This window comes from Streptomyces sp. NPDC017529, assembly GCF_044329785.1.
GTDB lineage: Bacteria > Actinomycetota > Actinomycetes > Streptomycetales > Streptomycetaceae > Streptomyces.
Genome location: NZ_JBIRJY010000006.1, coordinates 294,847 through 319,189, shown reverse-complemented (window position 1 = coordinate 319,189; position 24,343 = coordinate 294,847). Strand labels below are relative to the sequence as shown.

The window sequence follows — 24,343 nt, the reverse complement described above, 5'->3', positions numbered from 1 at the left end:
CCGACGGTGCCGGCCGACCGGTTTTGCGGGCTCCGCCGACTGAGGTACCGGCCGCCGAGGACATGACCCGAATGGCGATACGCAGGGCGCGGGAGTCGGCGGCCGCTCGGCGGTCGGTCGGCGGAGGACCGCCGGGCGGCCCGTGGGCTGGCGGATTACCGGGCGGGCAGGGGGGCACAACGGATGCAGACCGGGCTCCCGCGTGGGGGGACCGGGTAGGAAAGGGCGGTGCGTCCCGTTGCCGCGTGCCTTGAGGCGATTTATCGTTCCGGTCACGATTCGCGAACATGATCACTTACGTGAAGGGGTCGCGGCCATGGTGGCGAAGAAGACCGCCGCGAAGAAGAGCACGGCGGACGCCGGGAAGGCCGCGGCCAAGAAGCCAGGGCCCGCGGCGAAGAAGCGAGCGTCCGCCGCCACGGCGATGAGCGCGGAGGCCGTGCCGGACACTCCGGCGGAGGAGCCGGCGCACCCGCCCGCGGCCGGAAGGACGGCGAAGAAGACACCGGGGAAGAAGGCCGCGGCGAAGAAGGCGGCGAAGGAGGCCGGGCAGGCCCCTCCGGACGGCGGGCCCGCGCCCCGCAAGGCCGCCCCCAGGAAGACGGCCAAGAAGACCGCACCTGCCGAGAAGGCGGTGCCCGCGAAGAAGACGGGAGCCAAGACGGTGGTGGAGAAGAAGACTCCGGGCGGGGCACCGACCGCCGAGGCGGAACAGGACGGCAGGGCGGGCGCGGTGCCCAAGGCGCGCGCCGCGGCCCCCGGTGAGCTGGCCGTACGGCCCGGCGAGGACCCCTGGACACCGGCAGAGGTCGCCGAGGCCCGCGCCGAACTGCACGACGAGGTGGGGCGGCTGCGCGCGGAGATCATGGCGTCCGAGGACGCGCTCGCCGGGTTGATGCGCGACACCGGCGAGGGCACCGGCGACGAGGCCGACACCGGCAGCAAGAACATCACCCGCGAGCACGAGATGGCGCTGGCCTCCAACGCGCGCGAGATGCTGCTCCAGACCGAGCGCGCGCTGGAGCGGCTGGACGCGGGCACGTACGGCCTGTGCGAGAACTGCGGCAAGCCGATCGGCAAGGCCCGGATGCAGGCGTTCCCCCGGGCGACGCTGTGCGTGGAGTGCAAGCAGAGGCAGGAGCGCCGATAGGGGTTCGCGCCCCGGTGGGCGGGGCCGCCGGCGGGTGACGGGGGAATCACCCGCCGGCCGTCGCACCCGTACCGGCGGTGTCCGCACGCTTGTGCCGTACCCTCGTGCTCAGCCGGGGCGGCCTGGCGCGCAGGATTCGACGGGCTGAGGGGCTCACACGTGGCAGAGGCGGAGCGCATCACCGGTACGCCGGAGACGGGGCCGGAGTCCCGGCCGGCGGCGGCCCCGGCGACCGGGGGGAACGCGGCGGGGTCGGACGAGGCCGGCGCGGAGGCGGGCGGCGCCGCCCGCAAGGGCAAGCGGCGGATCGGCACCTTGTTCCTGGTGGCGGTCGTCGTCTACCTCCTCGACCTCGGCAGCAAGGCGCTGGTGGTCGCGAAGCTGGAGCACCACGCCCCCGTGGAGGTCATCGGTTCGCTGCTGCGGCTGGAGGTGATCCGCAACCGCGGCGCCGCCTTCAGCATCGGCGAGGCACTGACGATCTTCCTCACCATCATCGCGGCGATCGTGATCGTGGTGATCATCCGGATCGCCCGCAAGCTGTACAGCCTGCCGTGGGGCATCGCGCTCGGCCTGCTGCTGGGCGGCGCCTTCGGCAACCTCACCGACCGGATCTTCCGTACGCCGGGTGTCTTCGAGGGCGCCGTGGTGGACTTCATCGCGCCCGCCCACTTCGCGGTCTTCAACCTCGCGGACTCGGCGATCGTCTGCGGCGGCATCCTGATCGTGTTCCTGTCCTTCAAGGGCCTGGACCCCGACGGCACGGTCCACAAGGACTGAGAGCCCGTGTCGGGGCCCCGGGGGGACCGGGGCAGGCGGGAGTGTCACAGCGGACTGCCATACTCGGTGATGTGAGCACGATTCCCGAGATCCGCACCCTGCCCGTACCGGACGGCCTGGAGGGCGAGCGCGTCGACGCCGCGCTGGCCCGCATGTTCGGCTTTTCCCGTACGAAGGCCGCCGAGCTGGCGGCCGGCGGGAAGGTCCGGGTGGACGGCGCCGAAGTCATGAAGTCCGAGCGGGTGCACGGCGGCGCCTGGCTGGAAGTGGAGATGCCGCGCGCCGCGCCGCCGGTCGAGGTCGTCGCCGAGCCCGTCGAGGGCATGGAGATCGTCCACGACGACGACGACATCGTGGTGATCGTCAAGCCGGTCGGCGTCGCCGCGCACCCCAGCCCCGGCTGGACCGGCACCACCGTCATCGGCGGGCTGGCCGCCGCGGGCTTCCGCATCTCGACCTCCGGCGCCGCCGAGCGCCAGGGCATCGTGCACCGCCTCGACGTCGGCACCTCGGGGCTGATGGTGGTGGCGAAGTCCGAGCGCGCGTACACCCTGCTCAAGCAGCAGTTCCGCGAGCGTACGGTCGACAAGCGCTACCACGCCCTGGTGCAGGGTCACCCGGACCCGATGAGCGGCACGATCGACGCCCCCATCGGCCGCCACCCGCAGCACGACTACAAGTGGGCGGTGACGGCCGAGGGCAAGCCGTCGGTCACCCACTACGACCTGATCGAGGCGTTCCGGGCGGCCAGTCTGCTGGACATCAAGCTGGAGACCGGGCGGACGCACCAGATCCGCGTCCACATGTCCGCGCACCGCCACCCGTGTGTCGGCGACCTGACCTACGGCGCCGACCCGACGCTCGCCAAGCGGCTGCGGCTCACCCGGCAGTGGCTGCACGCGATGCGCCTCGGCTTCGAGCACCCGTCCGACGGGCGCTGGGTGGAGTTCGAGAGCGCGTATCCGGAGGACCTCCAGCGCGCCCTGGACACGGTGCGGGCGGAGAGCGCCTGAGCCGGGCGCCCCGGTCCGGGTGACCGGGTGCCCTGACGGGTAGACCGGACGGCCGAGCGGCCGCACCGCTCGTCCGAGCGGTTTTTGTACGCGTCATGGCAGGCTTGGGGCGGAACGTGATCGATTTCGACCCCGGAGCGCAGCCACCGTGGATCAGCTGGCCCTGATGTTCGTCCTACTTCTCGGGGCCGTGGTCATGGTCCCGGTCGGTGACCGGCTGGGCCTGCCGTCACCGGTCCTGATGACGCTCGCGGGCGCGGTGCTGGCGCTGCTGCCGTTCGTGCCGAACGTGGAGGTGCCGCCGGAGTTCATCCTGCCGCTGGTGCTGCCGCCGCTGCTGTACGCGGCCGTGCAGCGCACCTCCTGGCGCCAGTTCACGGCCAACATCCGGCCCATCTTCCTGCTGGCGGTGGCCCTGGTCTTCGCGACCACGGCCGCCGTCGCCGCCGTCGCGCACGCCGTGGTCCCCGGCATGCCGATCGCCGCCGCCGTGGTGCTCGGCGCCCTCGTGGCGCCGCCCGACCCGGTCGCCGCGACCGCCGTCGCCGGCAAGCTGGGGCTGCCCCGCCGCATGGTCTCCATCCTGGAGGGCGAGGGGCTGTTCAACGACGTCACCGCGATCGTGCTGTACCACGTCGCGCTCGCCGCGGCCATCAGCGGCTCCTTCTCGGTGCCCGGCGCCGTCGGCTCGCTCGTCCTGTCCGCGGTCGTCGCGATAGCGGTCGGGCTGGTGCTGGGCTGGGCCGCCAACAAGCTGATGGGCCTGCTGGGCGATCCGACGCTGCAGATCGGCCTGACGCTGCTGGTGCCGTTCGTCGCGTACGTCCTGGCCGAGGAGCTGGAGGGCTCCGGGGTGCTGGCGGTGCTGACCACCGCGCTGTTCCTCGCCGAGTACGCGGTGGACGCCGACGACGTGATGGGCCGGCTGGCCGGCTACACCTTCTGGGAGATCGTCGACACCCTGGTCACCGGCGTCGCCTTCGGCCTGATCGGCCTGGAGCTGCACAACGTCATCAAGGCCGCGTCCGGCCGCTGGGGCGAGATGCTGGGCATCGGGGCCGTCGTCGTGGTGGTCGTGGTGGGCGTCCGGCTGCTGTGGCTGCTGCCCGCCGCCTGGCTGGCCAAGCGCATGCACAAACGGCGGGACTTCGACGAGGACATCCCGCTGAGCTGGCGGGAGACCGTGATCATGTGGTGGTCCGGGATGCGCGGCGTGGCGTCCGTGGCGCTGGCGCTGGCCATCCCGTACGAGATCGACGGCGGCGGGGACTTCCCGGCCCGCGACGAGATCCTGTTCATCGCCTTCGCGGTGGTGCTCTCCGGGCTCGTCGTCCAGGGCCTGTCGCTGCCCACCCTGGTCAAGAAGCTGCGGGTGAAGGCCGACTCGGAGGCCGAGGAGAAGCTGGAACACGAGCTGGCAATCCGGGTGATCAAGGCGTCCAAGCGGCGCCTGAAGGAGATCCTGGAGGTCGAGGAGCTGCCGGAGGAGATCAGCGAGCAGCTCTCCCGGCGCGCGTACGACATGGGCGCGCGCATCGCCCCGGACATCGTGGACGACGACCGGCGGGAGCACTTCGAGAAGCGCATCACGCGCATGAAGAAGGTGCAGCGCATCCAGAGCGAGATGCTCTCGGCCGCCCGCCACGAGGTGCTGGCGGCGCGCAGCGAGCCGGGCGCCGACCCGGAGATCGTGGACCGCGTCCTGCGCCAGCTGGACATGCGCAGCCTGCGGGGCGCGCCGCTGCCGTAGGGCGGGCAGGCGGGGCCGGAGGGACAGCCCTTCCGGCCCCGCGCCCCTCAGTTGTCGAGCCCCGGGCCCTTGTCCAGCATCGGGGGGCTGTCCCGCGGCCCGTCGTCCAGCAGGCCGATGCCCTCGCCGACCCCGGGCGCCTGCGCGGTGGCGACCCGCGGCAGCGCGTACGGGTGCTCGGCGCGCAGCCAGTCGACCAGCCGTTCGCGGACCTCGCAGCGGACCGACCAGATGGCGTCCGAGTCGCGGGCGGTGACCAGGGCGCGTACCTGGATCGTGGTGGGGGTGGTGTCGGTGACCACCAGGCTCCAGCCGCGGCCGTCCCAGTCGGTGCTGTTCTGCAGGATCTCGTGCAGCTTGTGCCGCATCTTCTCCACGGGCGCCGCGTGGTCCAGGTGGAAGAAGACCGTGCCGGTCATCTGCGCGCCGCCGCGCGACCAGTTCTCGAACGGCTTGCTGGTGAAGTACGAGACGGGCATCGTTATCCGCCGCTCGTCCCAGGTCCGTACGGTCAGGAAGGTCAGGGTGATCTCCTCGACCGTGCCCCACTCCTTGTCCACGACCACCGTGTCGCCGATGCGGACCATGTCGCCGAAGGCGATCTGCAGGCCGGCGAAGAGGTTGCCGAGCGTGGACTGCGCGGCGACACCGGCCACGATGCCGACCAGCCCGGCCGAGGCCAGCATGGACTGGCCGACGGTGTGCATCTTGGGGAAGGTCAGCAGCATCGAGGCGGCGGCGACGACCACGACGATCGCCGTGACCACCCGCTGGATCAGCGTGACCTGCGTACGGACCCGCCGGACCCGGGCGGCGTCCCGCGCGCCCGCCGCGTACCGGGAGTACGAGGACTCCACGATGGCCGCCGACGCCCGGATGGCGAGCCAGGCGGTGGCCGCGATCAGGACGAGGGAGAGGATCTGGCCGAGGCCCGCTTCGTGGTCCTCGATGAATTCCAGACCGGTTCTGTCGTAGGAGCCGCGTAGCAGCGCCGTCACCAGCACCACCTGCAGGGGGACGCGGCAGCGCCGCAGCAGGCCCCACAGTGGCGTGTCCGGGCGGGCCGTGTCGGCCCGGCGCAGGGCCAGGTCGGCCAGCCAGCCCAGGACGAGCGTCACGACTATCGAGCCGCCTACGACGATGAGCGGACGAAGCACGTCCTCCATGGACACTTCGGTCCTCCTAGTTGTGGTGAGCTTCGTGCCGGTTCCTACTGACCGTAACTGGCACGATGGTGGAAGTGCGATCCAACGACAGGGAAGTGAATTCAGTGGCCCCTTCGCCCGCGCCGTCCTCGACGGTCGTTCTGTTCCACTCGGTGTGCGGTCTGCGGCCCGCGGTACACGCCGCGGCCGACCGGCTGCGCGCCGCCGGGCACGAGGTCGTCGTCCCGGACCTCTTCGACGGGCGGACCGCCGAGACCGTCAAGGACGGCGTGGCGATCAAGGACGAGATCGGCACGGACGAGCTGCTGCGGCGCGCGGTGACCGCCGCCGCGCCGTACTCCGACCGGCGCGTGGTCTACGCGGGTTTCTCCTTCGGCGGCGCGGTCGCCCAGAACCTCGCGCTGGCGGACGACAAGGCCCGCGGGCTGCTGCTGTTGCACGGCACGTCGGACATCGCGGACGACGCGGCGGTGGACGTGCTGCCCGTACAGTTGCACATCGCCGACCCGGACCCGTTCGAGCCGCACGACTGGCTGAACGCCTGGTACCTGCGGATGGGGCGGGTCGGCGCGGACGTGGAGGTCTACCGCTACCCGGGCGCCGGGCACCTGTTCACCGACCCCGGCCTGCCGGACTACGACGAGGAGGCCGCTGAGAGCGCCTGGAAGGTCGCCCTCGGCTTCCTCGACTCGCTGTGACGGTGTGATGCGGCGGCCCGCGGGAGGGCGGGTGTGCCAACGCCCTCCCGCGGGCCGCCGTCCGGGCGCCGCTACTTCTTCGCCGGGCCGAACTCGTCGTCGATCATCTTGTTGAAGTTGGCCGTGGCGAGCTTGTAGTACTGCTCCTTGGTCATCTGCTGCTGCGGGACCTGCGGCAGCGTCAGCTTCTTGTCGCCGTGCACGAACGCCGGCGTACCGGTCACGCCCTTACGGCCGAAGAGCGCCGTCATCTCCATCGTCCACCGGTCGTAGGTGCCCTTCTCGACCGCCGCCCGGAACTTCTCGTTGCCCTTCAGCTCCGGGACCTGGTCGGCCACCTCGATCAGCTTCTTGTCCTTGGCGTAGGCGTCGTCGGACTCCTCGGGGTGGTTCTTCTCGGCGTACAGCGCGGTCTTGTACTTGAGGAACGCCTCCGGGCCGACGTTCAGGGCCGCGCCGAGCGCGCTGAGCGCGTTCTTGGAGCCCTCGCCGCCCTGCCCGCCGTCGATGAACGTGTACATGGTGAAGCGGATCTTGTAGCGACCGTCCTCCATGCCCTTCAGGAGGGCCGGGCCCGCGCTCTGCTCGAAGCTGGCGCAGGCCGGGCAGCGGATGTCCTCGAAGACCTCCAGGGTCTCCTTGGCCGCCGGCTTGCCGATGACGATCTCGGTGCCGTTCTTGCCGGCCGTGTTGGCCGGCTTGACCAGGTCCGCGTCCGCGGCGGCCTCCCAGCCGGTGGGCTCGTTCGCCTTCATGATGCCGAAGCCGATGCCGCCGGCTATGACGAGGATGCCGACCACCGAACCCGCCACGATGAGCTGCCGGCGGACCTTCTCCTTCTTCTTCTGCCGCTCGCGCTCGGCGCGGATCCGCTCGCGGGCCGCCTGCTTGCTGGTCTGGCTGTTGTGGTCGCTCATGGTGTTTCCCGACTTCCTGGGTCCCGGTGTACTCGGTGTGTTCCGTGGCGCATGCCGCTGTACGGGCGTGCCGCGGCGCCGCGCTCAGCGCGCGGCGGCGGGCACGGGCCGGGGCGGGCCGCGCCGTACGACGCTGTGCCCGAGCCGGTGCAGCGGCCGGGACCGGGGGAGGAGGTGTACGGGCCGGGCCCGGCGGCGTACCGCGGCGGGTGTGGCGGACACCGGCAGCAACGGCCGGAACGCGAGCGTCGCCACCGTGCGCAGCAGCCAGGGGAGCAGCGCCGACAGCGCCACCGGGGTACGGGAGAGCGGGACGTGCGAGGAGGCGGACGGCGTCAGGCACAGCGCGGTGAACAACGCGGCACGCACGGCGCGCAGTGGTCCGCCGGGCGGCGCTCCCGGCCGTGCCCCGGTCCGCTCCATGCCCGGAGTCTGCCATGAGCACGGCGATCCGCCGGGTCAAGATTTGGCATCGGAGACCGCGGGCGCCGTCCGCCGGAACCCCGCCCGGGGGCCCGGCGGACGGCCTCGGGTCAGGACTTCATGGCCTTGTCGACATCGGCGTTGAAGGCCTCCGGGGAGGCCGGGGCGGTCTTGCCGTTCGGGCCGTCGGTGCCCAGCACCGTGTCGTCCAGCTTGACCGTCGGCGTGCTCTTGACGTCCTTGAAGCCGTTGAACGCCTCGGACATCTCCATCGCCCAGCGGTTGTACGTACCGGCCTTCACGGCGTCCTGGAACTTGGCGTTGCCCTTCAGGGCGGGCACCGAGTCGGCGACCTTGATCAGGTAGTCGTCGTCGGCGAACTTGTCCTGCCGCTCGTCGGGGTGGAACTCCTTCGAGAACAGCGCTTCCTTGAACTTCAGGAACGCGTCGGGGCTCACGTTGAGCGCGGCGCCCATCGCGCTGAGCGCGTTCTTGGAGCCGGTGCCCTGGAGGTTGTTGTCCAGGAAGGTGCCCAGGTGGATGGAGGCCTTGTACTTGCCGTCCTTCAGGTCCTTCTGGATCGTCTCGCCGACGTTCTGCTCGAAGCCCGCGCAGCCGGGGCAGCGGGCGTCCTCGAAGAGCGACAGCGTGTGCTTGGCGTCCTTCTTGCCGACGATGATCTCCGTGCCGTTCTTGCCGGACGTGTTGGCCGGCTGGACCAGCTTGGCGGCCCCGGCCTTGCCCCACTTGTCGGCACCGTTACCGCCCGAGGCGCCGCCGGAGTTGGCCACGGCGACGCCGATGCCGCCCGCGACGGCCAGCACGGCGACGATCGCACCACCGACGGTCAGCTGCCGGCGGACCTTCTCCTTCTTCTTCTGCCGCTCGCGCTCGACGCGCAGCCGCTCGCGGGCTGCCTGCTTGTTGGCCTGGCTGTTGCGGTTGCTCATGACTGGTTCTGCTCCGTGGGAAAGAGGAATGGCTGCCTGTCCGGAAGCCGCGGGCCGGGGGCCTACGCGGCGAGGGAGCAGGGCGGGCCACGCCGTACGACGCAGTGCACGAGCAAGGGGACGGCCCGGGGGACCGGCTCGGTCCGGGCGGGCCGCGCGGGCCGGGGGTGCGGCGCTGGCAGCGCCCGGACCATCGCCACCGCCAGCAGCAGCGGCCGGAACGCGAACGCGGTCGCGGCCCCCATCAGCTGGGCCAGCGCCGCCTCGCCCCGCCGCAGCCAGGCCGCCGCGAGCAGCCCGGTCGCGACATGCGCGGCGAGCAGCAGCAGCCACGTCGAGACGGGCGCCGGGTCGCTGCCGGAAAGGTGCGCCAGCGGGGCGCCGACGTTGCCGCCGCCGCACAGCAGGTCCACACCCAGGGACCGCAGCGGGCCGGTGACCGGGCCGCCGGCGCGTCCGTAGCAGGCGTGCTGGCCGGCGCTGAAGACCGTGTCGGCCGCCAGCTCCAGCGGGACGAGCAGCGCGGCGATACGCCAGAAGCCGCGCTCGCGGCCGGCCAGCGCGTACGACACCGTGAAGACGGCGGCCGAGAGGACGGCGACGGTGGTCAGCGGCAGCGGCATCCGGGACAGCAGCACATGGCCCGCGGCGGACAGCGTCACGCACAGCGCCGTGAAGAGCGCTGCGCGCAGTGCCCGCAGGTGTGCCGCCGAGATGTCCATTGCAGCGAGTCTGCCACGCCCCGGTGTCAGTGGGGGCTAAGGGGCGCGAACTCGCGCCCCTTGGCCCTCACCCGGTGACCCGGCTCACAGGCCGGGGATCCGGCCGTTGCGGAAGAGGTCCACGAAGATCTGGTGGTCGGCGCGGGCCCGGGCCCCGTACGCGTGGGCGAAGTCCACCAGGAGCCGGGCGAAGCCGTCCTCGTCGGCGGCGATGGCCGCGTCGATGGCGCGCTCGGTGGAGAACGGCACCAGCGAGTGGCCGCTCTCGTCGTCCGCTGCGGCGTGCATCGCCGCGGTCGCCCGGCCCAGGTCCGCGACGACCGCCGCGATCTCGGCCGGGTCGTCGATGTCCGACCAGTCCAGGTCGACCGCGTACGGGGAGATCTCGGCGACGAGCTGCCCGGCGCCGTCCAGCTCGGTCCAGCCCAGCCACGGGTCGGCGTGGTCCTGGAGGGCGCGCTGCGAGATCACCGTGCGGTGCCCCTCGTGCCGGAAGTAGCCGCGCACCCGCGGGTCGGTGATGTGCCGCGACACCGCCGGGGTCTGCGCCTGCTTCATGTAGATGACGACGTCGTTCTCCAGGGCGTCGCTGTTGCCCTCCAGCAGGATGTTGTACGAGGGCAGGCCGGCCGAGCCGATCCCGATGCCGCGGCGCCCCACCACGTCCTTGACGCGGTAGGAGTCCGGGCGGGTCAGGCTGGACTCGGGCAGCGTCTCCAGATAGCCGTCGAAGGCCGCCAGGACCTTGTAGCGGGTCGCGGCGTCCAGCTCGACCGTGCCGCCGCCCGCGGCGAAGCGGCGCTCGAAGTCGCGGATCTCCGTCATCGACTCCAGCAGGCCGAAGCGGGTCAGCGAGCGGGCCATGCGCAGCGCGCCCAGCAGCGGCCCGTCGGCGGTGTCCAGCGTGAACGGCGGCACGTCGTCGTCCTTGGCGCCGGTGGCCAGGGCGTGGATCCGCTCGCGGTAGGCGGTGGCGTAGATCCCCACCAGCTCGCCGATCTGCTCGTCGCTGAGCGCCTTGGCGTAGCCGATCAGGGCGACGGAGGCGGCGAAGCGCTTGAGGTCCCAGGTGAAGGGGCCGACGTACGCCTCGTCGAAGTCGTTGACGTTGAAGATCAGCCGGCCGGTGGCGTCCATGTACGTGCCGAAGTTCTCCGCGTGCAGATCGCCGTGGATCCACACCTGGCCCGTGCGCTCGTCCACGTACGGGCCGCCCTCGGGGCCGTCGCCGCGCGCCTGGAGGTCGTGGTAGAAGAGGCAGGCCGTGCCCCGGTAGAAGGCGAAGGCGGAGGCGGCCATCTTCCGGAACTTCACCCGGAAGGCCGCCGGGTCGGCGGCGAGCAGCTCTCCGAAGGCGGTGTCGAAGACGGCGAGGATCTCCTCGCCGCGCTGAGCGGCGTCCGGCGCCGGGACGTGCTGGGACGACATCGCGGGGTGCCTCCTGGGGCGGATGATTCAGACGGGTGTGCCATCTCGTACAACGGCTGAGGCTACTCACGAGTGCCCGCCCGGTGGCCGGCCCCACCCCGCTCCGCCCCCGCTCGTTGTCAGTGGAGGGTCGTAGACTTCGAGACCGTCCCGTCCCTCTCCGCTACCTTCCCCGGAGGTCGTCCGCCGTGGCCAAGCCGCCCTTCACGCATCTGCACGTGCACACCCAGTACTCGCTGCTGGACGGTGCCGCGCGGCTGAAGGACATGTTCGAAGCGTGCAAGGAGATGGGGATGACGCACATCGCCATGTCCGACCACGGCAACCTCCACGGCGCCTACGACTTCTTCCACTCCGCCCAGAAGGCCGGTGTGACGCCGATCATCGGCATCGAGGCGTACGTGGCGCCCGAGTCGCGGCGCACCAAGCGCAAGATCCAGTGGGGCCAGCCGCACCAGAAGCGCGACGACGTCTCCGGTTCCGGTGGTTACACGCACAAGACGATCTGGGCGGCGAACAGCACCGGCCTGCACAACCTCTTCAAGCTCTCCTCCGACGCGTACAAGGAAGGCTGGCTGCAGAAGTGGCCCCGGATGGACAAGGAGACGATCTCCCAGTGGTCCGAGGGCCTGATCGCCTCCACCGGCTGCCCCTCCGGTGAGCTGCAGACCCGGCTGCGCCTCGGCCAGTTCGACGAGGCCCTGAAGGCCGCCTCCGAATACCAGGACATCTTCGGCAAGGACCGCTACTTCCTGGAGCTGATGGACCACGGCATCGAGATCGAGCGCCGGGTCCGCGACGGCCTGCTGGAGATCGGCAAGAAGCTCGGCATCCCGCCGCTGGTCACCAACGACTCCCACTACACCTACGCGCACGAGGCGAGCGCCCACGACGCCCTGCTGTGCATCCAGACCGGCAAGAACCTCTCGGACCCCGACCGCTTCCGGTTCGACGGCACCGGCTACTACCTCAAGTCCACGGACGAGATGTACGCCATCGACTCCTCGGACGCCTGGCAGGAGGGCTGCCGCAACACCCTCCTGGTCGCCGAGCAGATCGACACCACCGGCATGTTCGAGAAGCGCGACCTCATGCCGAAGTTCGACATCCCGGAGGGCTACACCGAGGTCACGTGGTTCAAGGAGGAGGTCCGGCGCGGCATGGCCCGCCGTTACCCCGACGGGGTCCCCGAGGACCGGCAGCGGCAGGCCGAGTACGAGATGGACATCATCCTGCAGATGGGGTTCCCGGGGTACTTCCTCGTGGTCGCGGACTTCATCATGTGGGCGAAGAACAACGGCATCGCGGTGGGCCCGGGCCGAGGCTCCGCGGCCGGCTCGATCGTCGCGTACGCCATGGGCATCACCGACCTCGACCCGATCACCCACGGACTGATCTTCGAGCGGTTCCTCAACCCCGAGCGCGTCTCCATGCCCGATGTCGACATCGACTTCGACGAGCGCAGGCGCGTCGAAGTGATCAGGTACGTGACGGAGAAGTACGGCGCCGACAAGGTCGCCATGATCGGTACGTACGGCAAGATCAAGGCCAAGAACGCGATCAAGGACTCGGCCCGTGTCCTGGGCTACCCGTACGCCATGGGCGACCGCCTCACCAAGGCCATGCCCGCCGACGTCCTCGGCAAGGGCATCGACCTCTCGGGCATCACCGACCCCACGCACCCCCGTTACAGCGAGGCCGGCGAGATCCGGGGGATGTACGAGAACGAGCCGGACGTGAAGAAGGTCATCGACACCGCCAAGGGTGTGGAGGGCCTGGTCCGGCAGATGGGTGTGCACGCGGCCGGCGTGATCATGTCCAGCGAGCCGATCGTCGACCACGCCCCGCTGTGGACGCGGCACACCGACGGCGTGACCATCACGCAGTGGGACTACCCGCAGTGCGAGTCGCTCGGCCTGCTCAAGATGGACTTCCTGGGCCTGCGCAACCTCACCATCATGGATGACGCCGTCAAGATGGTGGAGGCCAACAAGGGCAAGAAGCTGGAGCTCCTGGAGCTCCCGCTGGACGACCCCAAGACCTATGAGCTGCTCTGCCGCGGTGACACCCTCGGCGTCTTCCAGTTCGACGGCGGCCCGATGCGTTCGCTGCTGCGCCAGATGCAGCCCGACAACTTCGAGGACATTTCCGCCGTATCGGCCCTGTACCGCCCGGGTCCGATGGGCATGAACTCCCACATCAACTACGCCGAGCGCAAGAACGGCCGCCAGGAGATCACCCCGATCCACAAGGAGCTGGAGGAGCCGCTCAAGGAGGTCCTGGGCCTGACCTACGGCCTGATCGTCTACCAGGAGCAGGTCCAGAAGGCCGCCCAGATCGTCGCCGGGTACTCCCTCGGCGAGGCGGATGTCCTGCGCCGCGTGATGGGCAAGAAGAAGCCCGAGGAGCTGGAGAAGAACTTCGTCCTCTTCCAGGCCGGTGCCCGGAAGAACGGCTTCAGCGACGAGGCGATCCAGGCCCTGTGGGACGTCCTGGTCCCGTTCGCCGGCTACGCGTTCAACAAGGCGCACTCCTCCGCGTACGGCCTCGTCACGTACTGGACCGCCTACCTCAAGGCGAACTACCCCGCGGAATACATGTCCGCGCTGCTCACCTCGGTGCGCGACGACAAGGACAAGTCGGCGGTCTACCTGAACGAGTGCCGCCGCATGGGCATCAAGGTCCTGCCGCCGAACGTGAACGAGTCCCTGGCGAACTTCGCCGCCCAGGGTGACGACGTGATCCTCTTCGGCCTCACCGCCGTGCGCAACGTCGGCCAGAACGTCGTCGATTCGATCATCCGCTGCCGCAAGGCCAAGGGGAAGTACGCCTCCTTCCCCGACTACCTCGACAAGGTCGACGCGGTCGTCTGCAACAAGCGCACCACCGAGTCCCTGATCAAGGCGGGCGCCTTCGACGAGATGGGACACACCCGCAAGGGCCTGACCGCGCACTACGAAGCCATGATCGACAACGTGGTGCAGGTCAAGCGCAAGGAGGCCGAGGGACAGTTCGACCTCTTCGGCGGCATGGGCGACGACAGCCCCGACGACGGCCCCGGCTTCGGTCTGGACGTCGAGTTCTCCGACATCGAGTGGGACAAGACGTACCTGCTCGCGCAGGAGCGCGAGATGCTCGGCCTGTACGTCTCCGACCACCCCCTTTTCGGCCTGGAGCACGTGCTGTCCGACAAGGCGGACGCGGCGATCTCCCAGCTGACCGGCGGCGACTACTCCGACGGCTCGATCGTGACCATCGGCGGCATCATCTCCGGCCTCCAGCGCAAGATGACCAAGCAGGGCAACGCCTGGGCCATCGCCACCGTGGAGGACCTGGCCGGCTCCATCGAGTGCATGTTCTTCCCCGCGACCTACCAGCTGGTGTCCACCCAACTCGTCGAGGACACCGTCGTCTTCGTCAAGGGCCGCCTGGACAAGCGCGAGGACATCCCCCGGCTGGTCGCCATGGAGATGATGGTCCCCGACCTCTCGGAGGCCGGCGCCAACGCCCCCGTGACGATCACGATCCCCACGGTCAAGGTCACCCCGCCGCTCGTCGAGAAGCTGGGCGAGGTGCTGACCAGCCACCGCGGCTCGACCGAGGTGCGGATCAAGCTCCAGGGAGCGCGCAAGACCACGGTGCTCCGGCTGGACCGGCACCGGGTGACGCCGGACCCGTCGCTCTTCGGCGACCTGAAGGTCCTGCTGGGCCCCTCCTGCCTGGCGGGCTGAGCCCGAGCGGCGACCGGTGCCGGGCGCGCCCCCGGCACGCTTTTCCGACTTTGTACGGCGGCGCAACTTATGTCCCCGAACGGGCGACAGGCACGGCGCGGACCGGACGTCGCCGTAGGCGGCGCACGTAGACGCAAGAGGGGCGCATCCCAGCCGGATGCGCCCCTCTAATGCTGTGCGGCGGCGGTCAGTTGTGACCGAAGCGGCGCTGGTGCTTACGGGCCACGTCGCTCGGGGTCGCCTCGATGGGCTGGGCCGACGTCTGGGCCTCCATCGCCGACTTGGCGGCGTCCTGGCGGTTGCGCTCGGTCGTCTGAGCGCCCTTCTGTGGTTGATTACGGTCGCGATTCTTGTTCTTGGCCATGATCGTGCCTCCTGAGGGGGATCCTGGGATCGGGGCCGTGACCAGGCTTACATGCGTCATTGAAGCGCGCATTTCGGGCAATTACCGTGAGTAACGCGGCGTGTCATGTGGTGTGTTCGGCGAACGCGCCGAATCCGCCACGCCGATGATCGAGTTCGGGCAGTTAACCCCCGCACGGTCGGGCAGACTCGAAGGAAAGCCGAAGGAAAACCTCGTGCCACAGGCCGAGCCGGGGGGCGTCCGACTTCAGCACCTCAGGAAAGAGGGTGGAACGTGGACCGCTGCGTCGTCCTGGTGGACGCCGGGTATCTGCTGGGCGCCGCCGCGAGCCTGCTCGCCGGAGAGCCCACCCGGTCCCGGATCACTGTTGATCACGCCGCGCTCATCCAGGGGCTGCGGCAGCGCGCCGAGGCCGACACGGAACGGCCGTTGCTCCGCATCTACTGGTTCGACGGCGCGCCCGACCGCGTACCGCAGCCCGAGCATCGCCGGCTGCGCGTGATGTCCCGGGTCACCGTACGGCTCGGCGCCCTCACCCGCAGCGACGGCCGCTGGGCCCAGAAAGGCGTCGACGCCGCCATGCACGCGGAGTTGACCGAACTCGCCCGCAACCGCGCCTGCTCCGACATCGTGCTCGTCACCGGCGACGGCGACCTCCTGCCCGGCCTCATGTCGGCCAAGGAGCACGGCGTCGCCGTCCACTTGTGGGCCGTCCAGGCCGCCGACGGCGACTACAACCAGTCCGAGGACCTGGTCGCCGAGGCCGACGAACGGCGGGTGCTGGACCGGGCCTGGATCACCCGGGCCGTACGGCTGAAAGAACTCGGCGGCCCCTGCGCGCCGCCGCCCGTACCCCGGCCGGAGATCGCCGCGATCCTCTCCGCCCCGCTGCCGGAAGCCGCTGTCGCGGCGGAACGGGCGGCGGAGCGGGCCGGGGCCCGCGAGCACAGCAATACCAACGGTACGAACGGTACGGCGCGGCCCTTGCCCGCGGAGCGGGCGGGGGGCTCGGGGGCGTGCTCCCGGTCGGCGGCCGCTGCGGCCGCCGCTGAACGCGGTGGCGGGGGCGAGGGGGCCGGGACGGGCGGCAAGGGCGCGCCCGCCGTTCCCACGCCGAAGGACCTGGCCGACCTGAACCGGGGCGGGCAGCCGTCGCCGTCCCCCGTCCCCGTGCCCAGCGCGACGCTGCGCTGGTCCTCCGACAAGGGGTGGGTCGAGCGGGGCGGCCCCGTGGGGGAACCGCCGGAAACCGCGTCCCTGCCGACGCTCGCCCAGCTGACCAGCGCGGAGCAGCGCTGGGCGGACCGCGAAGAGGACATCACGGCCGTCAGCGGTGATCCCTTCGAGGTCGGCCAGGTCTTTGCCCGCCGCTGGACGGAACGGCTGTCCGACGCGGCGCACCTCCAGCAGATCTCCACGGAATACCCCCGTATTCCGCACCGGATCGACGGCGAGCTGTTGCGCTATGCGGCGCGTTTCGGGCTGCTCGCCCATAAGGACGATCAGATCGACGAACACGATCGTTATGCGATTCGCGCCGGGTTCTGGCGCGAGGTGGATGTGCGTACGGCTGCGGAGCATGCGGTGGCGTCGGAGTAGCCGGGATTTTGCGCTTCGCGCGGGGGCGCGGCTGGTTTCGTTGCGGGCTCCAGAGGGCCGACCGCAACGACCCCCGCGCAAGCGCGTACGCTCGTTGTTCGTGAGGATGGGCGCGAAGCGGGTGGAGCGCGGCGAGATGGTGTGTGCCGTGCGGGACCTGGTCAAGACGTACCCCGCGGTGCGCGGGCGACGGGGAACGGCGGGAGCGCCGGCCGTGCGGGCCAGTGACGGGATCAGTCTGGACGTACGGCGTGGAGAGATTTTCGGGCTGCTCGGGCCCAACGGTGCCGGTAAGTCGACGCTGGTGCGGCAGCTCACGGGGCTGCTGCGGCCGGATTCCGGCAGTGTGACGGTGCTGGGCCACGACCTCGTCCGGTACCCGGAGCGCGCTTCGCGCCTGCTCGGGTACCTCGGGCAGGAGTCGAGCGCGCTGGACGAGATGACGGTCGCGCTGGCCGTGGAGACGACCGGGCGGCTGCGCGGGCTCGCGGCGCGGGAGGCGCGTGCGGAGCGGGACGCGGTCGTGGCGGAGCTGGGGCTCGGGGACATCGCCGGGCGTCCGCTCAAGCGGCTTTCGGGTGGGCAGCGCCGTCTTGCGTGCTTTGCGGCGGTGCTGGTCGGCGAGCGTCCGCTGCTGGTGCTGGACGAGCCGACCACCGGTATGGACCCCGTGGCGCGCCGCGCGGTGTGGGCGGCCGTGGACCGCCGCAGGGCGGAGCGTGGCGCCACCGTGGTGCTGGTGACGCACAACGTGATCGAGGCGGAGAGTGTGCTGGACCGGGTCGCGGTGATCGACCGGGGCCGGGTCATCGCCTGTGACACGCCCGGTGGGCTGAAGGACCTGGTGGGCGAGGAGGTCCGGCTGGAGCTGGTGTGGCGGGAGCGGGCGCCGCTGGACGTGCCCGAGGTCGCGGCGCTGGGGGAGGGCGCGCGGATGTCCGGGCGGCGCTGGACGCTGCGGCTGCCGCCGGACCGGGCGCGGGAGGCGGTGGCCGCTGTGACGGCGGGGCCGGCCTTCGCCGCGCTGGACGACTTCACGCTCGCGACGCCGAGCCTGGAAGATGTGTATCTCGCGCTGGGGGGCCGTACGGAGGAAGGCTTGGTGAAGGCGTGAGTGTGGTTCCCGCGGAAGCGGAGGCGGTGGCGCGGGCCGCGGCAGGACCGGAGGATGCCGTACGGGCGCGGCCGGAGGGCGAGGGGATGCCGGTGGCGCCGCTGGCTCCCCGTGCGCGTCTGCTGCCGGCGCTCGTCGCCGTGTACCGGGCCCAGCTGTCGCGGGCCAGGGTCGCGCGTATCCCGCTGCTGTTCGTGGCCACCTTCCAGTCGGTCGGGATCATGGTCCTGATGCGGGGGGTGGTGGACGGGGGCGACGCCGCGCGGGCCGTGGTGGCGGGTTCCAGTGTGCTGGTGGTGGCGTTCGTGGCGCTGAACCTGCTGGCCCAGTACTTCGGGCAGCTGCGGGCGAGCGGCGGTCTCGACCACTACGCCACGCTGCCGGTGCCGCCTGCCGCCGTGGTGCTCGGCGCGGCCGCCGCGTACGCGTCGTTCACGGCGCCCGGCACGGTGGTCACGGCGGTGACCGGCTGTCTGCTGTTCCAGTTGCCGATGGGGAACCTGTGGGTGCTGGTCGCGGTGATCCCGTTGGCCGGTGCCGCGCTGGCCGGGCTCGGCGCGGCGCTGGGGCTGCTCGCGCCGCGTCCGGAACTGGCCACGTTGTGCGGCCAGTTGGGTATGTCGGCGGCGCTGCTGCTGGGCGTGCTGCCGGCCGGCCGGCTGCCCGCGCCGATCTCGTACGCGCGTGATCTGCTGCCGTCGACCTATGGGGTCGAGGCGCTGGCGCGCGGGTTCGACGCCCGTACCGACTGGCTGGCGGTCGTCGCCGACCTGGGGGTCTGTGCGGCTGTCGGCGTGCTGTCGCTGGCCGTGGCGACCTGGGCGTACCGCCGGGCGGCCGTACGGTGACGGGGCCGGCGGGAGAGAATCGGCCAGGCCGCCGTCCTGCCGACGGCGGCGCGGCCCCTACCTGGCACGATGACGGGGTGACCGCACCGCAGACGCCGCACGACAACCAACCGCCCGAGCGTACGTACAACCCCTGGGCCGAGCCCGCGGGGGCGTCCGCCGACCCGACCACCGAGGGGTCAGCCGTGCAGGACCGGGCCGCACTCCGCCGTGAGCTGCTGGAAGCGGCGCTGATCGCGATCGTGGTGACGGTGTGCGGTGCGCTGCTGGGCCTCCTGTGGGCGTGGCTGGCGCCGCACGTGCCGCTGGTCGGCGACGGCAGCGGCAATGTCTACCTCAAGAACACCGAGGGCGAGGAGGCGATCGGCGGGGACGGCACGTTCGTCCTGCTGGCGCTCGGTTTCGGTGTGCTGTGCGCGGCGGCGGCTTTCGTGCTCCGCAGGGCCGGCGGCATTCCGCTGGTGGTGGCGCTGGTGGTCGGCGGGCTGCTCGGGTCCGTGGTGGCGTGGCGGCTGGGGATCTGGCTGGGCCCGACGTCGGATCTGGCCGCGCATGCCGCCGAGGCCGGCAAGGGCGTGGTCTTCGACGGGCCGCTGCGTCTGCACGCGAAGGGCGCGCTGCTCGCCTGGCCGGTCGCCGCCATGATCACGCACTTGTTCCTGACCGGCCTCTTCGGGCCGCGCGACCCGGAGCCGCCGGAGCCGGAGTGGGTGGCGCCGCAGCCGGCGCCGCCGTCGGACGGCTGACGGTCCTGCCGGCCGGGCCCGGTGCCAGTGGCCCCGGGCCCGCGCCGGCCGGTCAGGCGGGGCGCCGTCCGTGGTTGGCCTTGCCCTTCTTGATGCGCCACTTCCGCTTACGGGTCTTCTTCGACATGGCGTACCTCCCCTACGGGTCGTAGCGGAGGAACCGCGAGCCGTAAAGCCCCTGCGCCGGACTCAGCCTCGTGCGATCGCCGCGAGCGTCGCCTGGGTGAGCTGCCGGAGGTCGTCGGGGGCCAGCTCGACCTCCAGGCCGCGGCGTCCGGCCGAGACGCAGACCGTCCGGTGCGCGGCGGCCGACGCGTCGATGACCGTACGGAGCCGCTTGCGCTGGCCGAGCGGCGAGATGCCGCCGCGTACGTAGCCGGTGCTGCGTTCCGCCGCGGCCGGGTCGGCCATCGCGGCGCGCTTGCCGCCGGCCGCGGCCGCCAGGGCCTTGAGGTCGAGGGAGCCGGAGACCGGGACCACGGCGACGGTCAGGGCGCCGTCCACCTCCGCGAGGAGCGTCTTGAAGACCTGGTCGGGGGAGACACCGAGCGCTTCGGCGGCTTCCTCGCCGTAGGAGGCGGCGGCCGGGTCGTGCTCGTAGGCGTGCAGGGTGAAGTCCACGCCCGCCTCGGTGAGCGCCACCGTCGCCGGTGTGCCGCCCGCGCCGGCCGGCTGCTTACCGTTCTTCTGCTGTCTGGTCTGCTTCGGCTTCTTGGACAAGGTCGTCGGGCCTCGGCTCGTCACGGGGTCAGTTGGGGCTGGTGGGGTGCCGGGTCAGGTCCACCGCGGGCAGCGACGGGAGCTTACCGATCACCGCGGTCTCCTGGCGAAGCAGTTTCAGCTCCTGCGTGAGCCGCGCCGCGGTGTCCGGCGCCTCCAGGAGCCGCTGCTTGGCGGGGATGTCGAGTACGGCGGCGGCCGCCACCAGGTAGGACAGCACCGACGGCTCGGCCGGCAGCTCCTGCCCGCCGGCCAGGGTGCGCTCGTTCGCCCAGGCCAGCCGCTTCTGGTAGGTGCGGAAGGCCCGTACGACGCCGGAGGCCAGCGCGCCGGCGCCCTCGCCCTCGGTCTCCTCCAGCTCCTCCACCTCGCCCATCAGGTACGGGCCCGAGGCGTCCACCGACAGCAGCTTGAAGCGGGTGGTGCCGGTGGCCAGCACCTCGTAACCGGAGGTGCCGGGCCCGGGGGCGGCCGCGGGCGGTGCCGCCTCGGCGTCCTCGTCGGGCGTGGGGGCGGAGCCGCTCTTCTCGCGGATGGTGGCCGCGTCCGCCACGCAGCCCACCGTGTGGAAGGCGCTGGCCGGGTCGGTGCCGAAGCCCGCTGCGGGGCCGGCGGCCGGCAGCGCCGTGGCGTCCGGCAGGCCGGGTGCGGAGGGCGCGACCTCGCGGCCGTCGCGGATCGCGACGACCCCGAAGCGGCGTTCGTCTTCGGGCAGGGCGAGGAGGTCGCGCATCATCGCCCGGTACCGCGCCTCGAAGACGTTGAGCGGGAGGACGAGTCCCGGGAACAACACCGAGTTCAGCGGGAAGAGCGGTAGGCGCACGGAGGTCACAGCCCGTAAGCCTAGAGCCTGTGGAGGCGGGAGTGGTTCCCGGGCCGTGATCCACAGGGCCGTGCGGGGGCGGCGGCCCGCCTCGTGGGGCCGCCCGGCACGGCCGCCGGGGCCCGTCCGCCGTCCGGTAGCTCGGACGGCGGCTCGCGCCCCCTCGTGCTCCTACTGCCTGCGCAGCAGCCGCGAGGCACCCGCCGCGACCGTCGTCGCCAGGACCCAGCCCGCCAGGATCATGACCGCGGCCACCCACTGCGCCCCGCCGACCGGTTTCCAGAAGGTGTCCTGGTTCAGGTCGATCACCGGCAGCAGGAGGTCGAGGGAGTAGAGGTACGGGTTCCAGGGCGGCGCCTCGTTGGGTTTGAGGGCCGGCGGCGGGGACCCGGCGAAGTAGGCCGTGCCGAGCGCCCACAGGATCGCCATCCACACCGCGGCCCGCCCGGGCCGGTAGCCGTACGCCACCGTCCAGTCCTGGAGGATGCCCCACAGCTTGGCGGCCAGCGGCAGCGTCTCGCGGCGCCGCCGCTGCTTGGCCAGCAGCACCTCGCGCGCGTCGGAGTCCTCGCCGCTGCCGCGCAGGGCGGTGGCCAGCATCTCGTACGGCTCCGGCGCGTACTCCGGCGTCGCGGCGGCCACCCACTCCAGCCGCCGCGACAGCGGGAAGTGCCCGCGCGGGATGAGCGTCTCGTAGTTGAAGCCCGCCATCCACAGGCCGCCGAGCCCCGGCCAGCTCGCCGCCTTGTCCACCAGGTTGACGACCCGCGCGCCGGAGAGGATGACGCGCCCGCGCTGCGGCCGCTCGCCCAGGAAGCGCAGCTCCGGGGTCTGGATGCGGCGCAGCGACAGCTCCTGGTCGGCCTCCATGATGAAGCGCGCCTGCTCGAAGTCGACGGCGTCGCCGAACCGCCCGTCGTCCAGCCGCATCCCGCCCTCGCACTCGAAGCGCTGCAAGCGGGTGCCGCGGGTGGGCGTGTGGGCGATGCCGTACGGGGGCGTGGCCGCGCTGGAGAAGGGCGAGCTGGCCAGGCCGGCGCCGGTCAGGTACAGCGTGCGCTCGACCGTCATCTGGGGGGCGTTCAGGGCCCGGCGCCCGTACGGGTTGCTCAGCCGGCTGCCGCGCAGGCTCAGCGACACGCCGATCGTCGCGCCGCGCAGCGACAGCTCGCCGTAGGACTCCATCATCTCGGCCTGGAGGTCCTGCGCGACGGTGAGCCCGTCGGCCATCACCGACCTGCCCTGCCGGTCCTTGTGCACCACCGTCTGGTTGAGCAGCAGGTCCGTGCCGATGTGCGCGTCGGTCAGCCGGATGCCGGAGCGTACGACGCAGCGCGGCAGGTGCAGGTCGCCCTCGGTCTGGAGCCGGGCCGCCTCCACCCGGGGTATCGCGCAGCCGACCATCCGCAGCGTGGTGAAGCGGCTCTCGGGCAGCACGACCTCGTTCTGGAAGCGGCAGTCGCGCAGCTCCACGAATGGCTTGATCGTGCCGCCCGCAAGGTCGAGAGTGTCGGTGATGTACGCCCCCGCGAGTTTCAGCGCGGACACCCGGCCGGGCTGCGCGGGCGGCCCCTCCAGCAGCAGGAGCGCCACGATCCGGGCGCGCACCCGCCGCTCCGGGCCCCACCGGACCTGCCCGTGCGGGTCGTCCCTGGCCGGATCGCCGGTGCGCAGGTCGCAGGTGCTGCCGTTGCGGAACGCCTGCCACATGCTCCACTCGGCAGGGTTCAGCCGCAGCTCCGCGGGCGCGTCGCCCTCCTCCGGCGTGGTCACCGTGCTTTCCCCCTTTCCCCGCTCCCCCGAGCGGGTCCGTACGGTCCCGCGTGCGCGGTGCCCGCGTCCAGCGGTTTCCGTACGTCCGTTCTCGTACGTCCGGCTCGTCTCCCCGTACGCCCGTACGGGCCCCTTTCCCGCTGTGTCACCGCGCGAACACGGGCGGTGAGGGTCAAATCGAGACGGTCGCCCGGCGTCCCAGGAGCACCGGCCGCATCAGGCGTTACGCGGTCCCGGTGCTGTGTATCACCGACTGGTACGGGCGCTCGGGCCCGGGAACGGGTCTGAGACACTGGAGGGGTGATCTCCCGAATCGATCTGCGCGGTGACGCCCTCCCCGAGGGCGGCGCCCTGCGCGACCTGCTGCCCCGTGCCGAGTTCGACGTGGAAGCCGCCCTGGAGAAGGTGCGGCCCATCTGCGAGGACGTGCGCCATCGTGGGACGGCCGCGCTGATCGAGTACGCCCATCGGTTCGACGGTGTCGCCATCGAGCGCGTACGCGTGCCCGCCGAGGCGCTGGAGCGCGCGCTCGCTGAGCTGGACCCGGCCGTGCGGGCCGCCCTGGAGGAGTCGATCCGGCGCGCCCGGATCGTCCACCGCGAACAGCGCCGCACGGACGTCACCACCAAGGTCGTCCCCGGTGGCACGGTCACCGAGCGCTGGGTCCCGGTCGAGCGCGTCGGCCTGTATGTACCCGGTGGCCTGGCGGTTTACCCGTCCTCCGTCGTCATGAACGTGATCCCCGCGCAGGAGGCCGGCGTCGAAGGCGTCGCCGTCACCTCCCCGCCGCAGGCGGAGTTCGGCGGCCTGCCGCACCCGACGATCCTCGCCGCCTGCGCCCTGCTGGGCGTGGACGAGGTGTACGCGGCCGGCGGCGCCCAGGCGATCGCCATGTTCGCGTACGGCACCGCGGAGTGCCGCCCGGTCAACCTGGTCACCGGCCCCGGCAACATCTACGTCGCCGCCGCCAAGCGCCTGCTCAAGGGCCGCATCGGCATCGACGCGGAGGCCGGTCCCACCGAGATCGCGGTGCTCGCGGACGACACCGCCGACGCCGCGCACGTCGCCGCCGACCTGATCAGCCAGGCCGAGCACGACACGCTCGCCGCCGCCGTCCTGGTCACCGACTCGGCCGAACTGGCCGCCGCCGTCGAGACCGAGCTGAAGACCCAGGTGGCCGCCACCAGGCACACCGAGCGGATCAGCACCGCGCTGGCCGGCCGCCAGTCCGCGATCGTGCTGGTGGACGGCGTGGACGAGGGCCTCAAGGTCGTCGACGCGTACGGCGCCGAGCACCTGGAGATCCAGACCGCCGACGCGTCCGCGGTCGCCGCCCGGGTCCGCAACGCCGGCGCGATCTTCGTCGGCCCGTACGCGCCCGTCTCGCTCGGCGACTACTGCGCCGGCTCCAACCACGTCCTGCCCACCGGCGGCTGCGCCTGCCACTCCTCGGGCCTGTCCGTCCAGTCGTTCCTGCGCGGCATCCACGTCGTGGACTACAGCCGCGACGCGCTGGCCGAGGTCGCCCACCATGTGGTGACCCTCGCCGAGGCCGAGGACCTCCCGGCCCACGGCGCCGCGCTGAAGGCCAGGTTCGACTGGAAGATCCCGCAGGGCAAGTGAGCGAG

21 protein-coding genes are annotated in these 24,343 nt (G+C 71.7%); 11 read left to right on the top strand and 10 right to left on the bottom strand.

The window, feature by feature from the left end; all coding sequences use genetic code 11:
• The first annotated feature begins 316 nt into the window (after nt 1-316).
• The 4 genes from ACH4K4_RS18375 to ACH4K4_RS18360 all read left to right on the top strand — a co-directional run bounded on the left by ACH4K4_RS18375 (nt 317) and on the right by ACH4K4_RS18360 (nt 4,693).
• Nucleotides 317-1,150 carry a TraR/DksA C4-type zinc finger protein gene (locus ACH4K4_RS18375; protein ID WP_398168385.1) on the top strand — a complete coding sequence of 278 codons (834 nt, stop codon included), beginning with the start codon at nt 317-319 and terminating at the stop codon, nt 1,148-1,150.
• A 159-nt stretch (nt 1,151-1,309) separates the two neighbouring features.
• Nucleotides 1,310-1,930 carry a signal peptidase II gene (gene lspA / locus ACH4K4_RS18370; protein WP_398168384.1) on the top strand — a complete coding sequence of 207 codons (621 nt, stop codon included), beginning with the start codon at nt 1,310-1,312 and terminating at the stop codon, nt 1,928-1,930.
• 71 nt (nt 1,931-2,001) lie between these two features.
• Nucleotides 2,002-2,943: an RluA family pseudouridine synthase gene (locus ACH4K4_RS18365; RefSeq protein WP_398168382.1), complete on the top strand. Its 942-nt coding sequence runs from the start codon at nt 2,002-2,004 to the stop codon at nt 2,941-2,943.
• Nucleotides 2,944-3,091: 148 nt separating this feature from the next.
• Nucleotides 3,092-4,693: a Na+/H+ antiporter gene (locus tag ACH4K4_RS18360; RefSeq protein WP_398168381.1), complete on the top strand. Its 1,602-nt coding sequence runs from the start codon at nt 3,092-3,094 to the stop codon at nt 4,691-4,693.
• Between the two features lie 47 nt (nt 4,694-4,740).
• Here ACH4K4_RS18360 and ACH4K4_RS18355 read toward each other — a convergent pair whose 3' ends face one another.
• Nucleotides 4,741-5,859, bottom strand: coding sequence for a mechanosensitive ion channel family protein (locus ACH4K4_RS18355; protein ID WP_398168380.1), 1,119 nt, complete (start codon nt 5,857-5,859; stop codon nt 4,741-4,743).
• 104 nt (nt 5,860-5,963) lie between these two features.
• Here ACH4K4_RS18355 and ACH4K4_RS18350 point away from each other — a divergent pair, with 104 nt between their 5' ends.
• Nucleotides 5,964-6,557 (top strand): dienelactone hydrolase family protein, encoded by a 594-nt coding sequence (locus tag ACH4K4_RS18350; RefSeq protein ID WP_398168379.1) that lies wholly within the window; start codon nt 5,964-5,966, stop codon nt 6,555-6,557.
• A gap of 71 nt (nt 6,558-6,628) precedes the next feature.
• Here ACH4K4_RS18350 and ACH4K4_RS18345 read toward each other — a convergent pair whose 3' ends face one another.
• The 5 genes from ACH4K4_RS18345 to ACH4K4_RS18325 form a co-directional block, all read right to left on the bottom strand.
• Complete coding sequence (locus ACH4K4_RS18345; protein WP_398168378.1) at nt 6,629-7,474, bottom strand: thioredoxin domain-containing protein; 846 nt, start codon at nt 7,472-7,474, stop codon at nt 6,629-6,631.
• An 84-nt stretch (nt 7,475-7,558) separates the two neighbouring features.
• Nucleotides 7,559-7,897: a hypothetical protein gene (locus tag ACH4K4_RS18340; protein ID WP_398168376.1), complete on the bottom strand. Its 339-nt coding sequence runs from the start codon at nt 7,895-7,897 to the stop codon at nt 7,559-7,561.
• Nucleotides 7,898-8,007: 110 nt separating this feature from the next.
• Nucleotides 8,008-8,847 carry a thioredoxin domain-containing protein gene (locus tag ACH4K4_RS18335; protein ID WP_398168375.1) on the bottom strand — a complete coding sequence of 280 codons (840 nt, stop codon included), beginning with the start codon at nt 8,845-8,847 and terminating at the stop codon, nt 8,008-8,010.
• A gap of 62 nt (nt 8,848-8,909) precedes the next feature.
• On the bottom strand, nt 8,910-9,569 hold the full coding sequence (locus tag ACH4K4_RS18330) for a hypothetical protein (protein WP_398168374.1): 660 nt from the start codon (nt 9,567-9,569) through the stop codon (nt 8,910-8,912).
• 84 nt (nt 9,570-9,653) lie between these two features.
• Nucleotides 9,654-10,997, bottom strand: a complete 1,344-nt coding sequence (locus ACH4K4_RS18325; RefSeq protein WP_398168372.1) for a DUF2252 domain-containing protein — start codon at nt 10,995-10,997, stop codon at nt 9,654-9,656.
• A gap of 188 nt (nt 10,998-11,185) precedes the next feature.
• Here ACH4K4_RS18325 and dnaE point away from each other — a divergent pair, with 188 nt between their 5' ends.
• Nucleotides 11,186-14,728: a DNA polymerase III subunit alpha gene (gene dnaE / locus ACH4K4_RS18320; protein WP_398168371.1), complete on the top strand. Its 3,543-nt coding sequence runs from the start codon at nt 11,186-11,188 to the stop codon at nt 14,726-14,728.
• A 187-nt stretch (nt 14,729-14,915) separates the two neighbouring features.
• Here the strand turns inward: dnaE and ACH4K4_RS18315 are convergent, their stop codons facing one another.
• Entirely contained in the window at nt 14,916-15,092 is a 177-nt protein-coding gene (locus ACH4K4_RS18315; RefSeq protein WP_398168369.1) for a hypothetical protein, read from the bottom strand.
• Nucleotides 15,093-15,365: 273 nt separating this feature from the next.
• Between ACH4K4_RS18315 and ACH4K4_RS18310 the strand changes: the two genes are divergently transcribed.
• The 4 genes from ACH4K4_RS18310 to ACH4K4_RS18295 all read left to right on the top strand — a co-directional run bounded on the left by ACH4K4_RS18310 (nt 15,366) and on the right by ACH4K4_RS18295 (nt 19,399).
• Nucleotides 15,366-16,691: an NYN domain-containing protein gene (locus ACH4K4_RS18310; RefSeq protein WP_398168368.1), complete on the top strand. Its 1,326-nt coding sequence runs from the start codon at nt 15,366-15,368 to the stop codon at nt 16,689-16,691.
• Between the two features lie 106 nt (nt 16,692-16,797).
• Nucleotides 16,798-17,805, top strand: coding sequence for an ABC transporter ATP-binding protein (locus ACH4K4_RS18305; protein ID WP_398168703.1), 1,008 nt, complete (start codon nt 16,798-16,800; stop codon nt 17,803-17,805).
• A complete protein-coding gene (locus ACH4K4_RS18300; RefSeq protein ID WP_398168367.1) occupies nt 17,802-18,653 on the top strand; it encodes an ABC transporter permease in 852 nt (283 codons plus the stop codon). The genes ACH4K4_RS18305 and ACH4K4_RS18300 overlap by 4 nt, the downstream gene beginning before the upstream one ends.
• 77 nt (nt 18,654-18,730) lie before the next feature.
• On the top strand, nt 18,731-19,399 hold the full coding sequence (locus ACH4K4_RS18295; protein ID WP_398168365.1) for an ABC transporter permease: 669 nt from the start codon (nt 18,731-18,733) through the stop codon (nt 19,397-19,399).
• Nucleotides 19,400-19,588: 189 nt separating this feature from the next.
• Here ACH4K4_RS18295 and ybaK read toward each other — a convergent pair whose 3' ends face one another.
• The 3 genes from ybaK to ACH4K4_RS18280 all read right to left on the bottom strand — a co-directional run bounded on the left by ybaK (nt 19,589) and on the right by ACH4K4_RS18280 (nt 22,715).
• The gene (gene ybaK, locus ACH4K4_RS18290; protein ID WP_398168702.1) at nt 19,589-20,119 is read right to left on the bottom strand and encodes a Cys-tRNA(Pro) deacylase; all 531 of its coding nucleotides are present in this window, start codon (nt 20,117-20,119) and stop codon (nt 19,589-19,591) included.
• A gap of 28 nt (nt 20,120-20,147) precedes the next feature.
• On the bottom strand, nt 20,148-20,951 hold the full coding sequence (locus ACH4K4_RS18285; protein ID WP_398168364.1) for an LON peptidase substrate-binding domain-containing protein: 804 nt from the start codon (nt 20,949-20,951) through the stop codon (nt 20,148-20,150).
• Nucleotides 20,952-21,113: 162 nt separating this feature from the next.
• Nucleotides 21,114-22,715 (bottom strand): oxidoreductase, encoded by a 1,602-nt coding sequence (locus tag ACH4K4_RS18280; protein ID WP_398168362.1) that lies wholly within the window; start codon nt 22,713-22,715, stop codon nt 21,114-21,116.
• A gap of 300 nt (nt 22,716-23,015) precedes the next feature.
• On the opposite strand from ACH4K4_RS18280, the gene hisD reads away from it, so the two are divergent.
• Entirely contained in the window at nt 23,016-24,338 is a 1,323-nt protein-coding gene (gene hisD / locus ACH4K4_RS18275; protein ID WP_398168361.1) for a histidinol dehydrogenase, read from the top strand.
• Nucleotides 24,339-24,343 lie beyond the last annotated feature (5 nt).